2 protein-coding genes are annotated in these 1,231 nt (G+C 42.6%); both read right to left on the bottom strand.

Annotation, left to right across the window (positions count from 1 at the left end; all coding sequences use genetic code 11):
• On the bottom strand, positions 1-807 hold an 807-nt coding region (locus tag AB5903_RS22475), incomplete at its 3' end, for a transposase (RefSeq protein WP_368118321.1).
• Positions 808-817: 10 nt separating this feature from the next.
• The gene (locus AB5903_RS22470; RefSeq protein WP_005652161.1) at positions 818-1,168 is read right to left on the bottom strand and encodes a transposase family protein; all 351 of its coding nucleotides are present in this window, start codon (positions 1,166-1,168) and stop codon (positions 818-820) included.
• Positions 1,169-1,231 lie beyond the last annotated feature (63 nt).

The raw sequence follows: 1,231 nt of genomic DNA, 5'->3' as shown, positions 1-1,231 counted from the left end.
CCTTTCCACTTCATTGTACCATCTTGCGAGATTTAGCCTTGCTTCATCGAGACCTGACTTCTTGTTGAAGATGTCTGTCAGTTTCATGCTAAGGCTGTATCCTTCCAGAAGCTTGGGGAATTTATCAAAGAGAATGGCAGCCCTGGTCTTTTGCTGTTCATTCCATTTGCTCCAGTGTTTCAGTATAATGTGCTTGCTTCTGCTTACTATCTGTGGCAGGGTTTCTCCGTTCTCCATTCTTTCAGGTTCCCATTTCCCTATTCTTTCCCTTTCCGCCTTACTCTTTGTTTCTTTCTTCTTTTGGCGATGCTCCCTGATAGCCTGATTTTCCGCATCAAGTACTTTCCACCGATAGCGTATTCTTAACTGGTCAACAGCTTCAGACATGAGCTGCTGTACATGAAAACGGTCATTGATCAGCTTTGCGGCAGGAAACACCTTTCTGACTGTCAGCATCATGGCTGAAGATAAATCTGTAGTAACAGTCTTGACAGACAGCCGTTTCCGGTGCGGAAGCCTGCGCAAGATTCCGCTTACCGCATCTGTGGCCACTCCACGAACTATTGCAACTAAAGCACCCTTACGACCTTTAGCTGCTTTATTGGTCAGAATCGTATAAACATCTCCATTGCTCAGGCAAGTTTCATCCAAAGAAAGGTTTTCTCCAATATTTTCAGGATAAAGGAGGTAGTCATGCGCATGTTCGAGCTGATCCCAGTTCCGGTAATCACTGATTTTCTCCTTGTATTGTTTACGAAGAGTCTGCCCTTTTACGCCATAACGTTCCGCAAGCACACTGATGCTCACAGGAGTAGATTCAATCTCCTTCTTTTAAAAAAGAGACGAACTCAGAATTGAGCCGTGTACCGTCAAATTCGGATAAATCCCAATCATAACTGAAGATTTCATTGGAAGATTTGTCAAGCCATTTACGTTTACGAACATGGAGATAAGTGGCGCGACCACGAATAGGATAGTCTTGGATTGTACGATACTCACCAAAACCATAGGATATGATATCCGGATTGATCTTATCTTCTTTTAGTTGAACTTTTTTTTCATCAAGATAAATATCAAAACGGTCAGCACTCTTGTCGAAATTGACAATATCAAAGTTGTCTATAAGCACATCCGGAAGGATGGCACGAAGGAGTTGTGCGGGTTTCATAAAACAAAGGTAAGCAAAGATAGCTAATTTTAAAACTTACCAACCAGATATTTCCGCTGAGCC

It is taken from the genome of Bacteroides sp. 2201st1_D9_2201SCRN_220225, from assembly GCF_040928965.1.
GTDB lineage: Bacteria > Bacteroidota > Bacteroidia > Bacteroidales > Bacteroidaceae > Bacteroides > Bacteroides stercoris.
The sequence above is the reverse complement of the archived record's forward strand: the minus strand, read 5'-3'. Positions and strand labels throughout refer to the sequence as shown.

Bases quoted from the DNA above. Each gene is read 5' to 3' on its own strand.
- AB5903_RS22470 (WP_005652161.1), bottom strand. From the start codon at position 1,168: ATGAAACCCGCACAACTCCTTCGTGCCATCCTTCCGGATGTGCTTATA.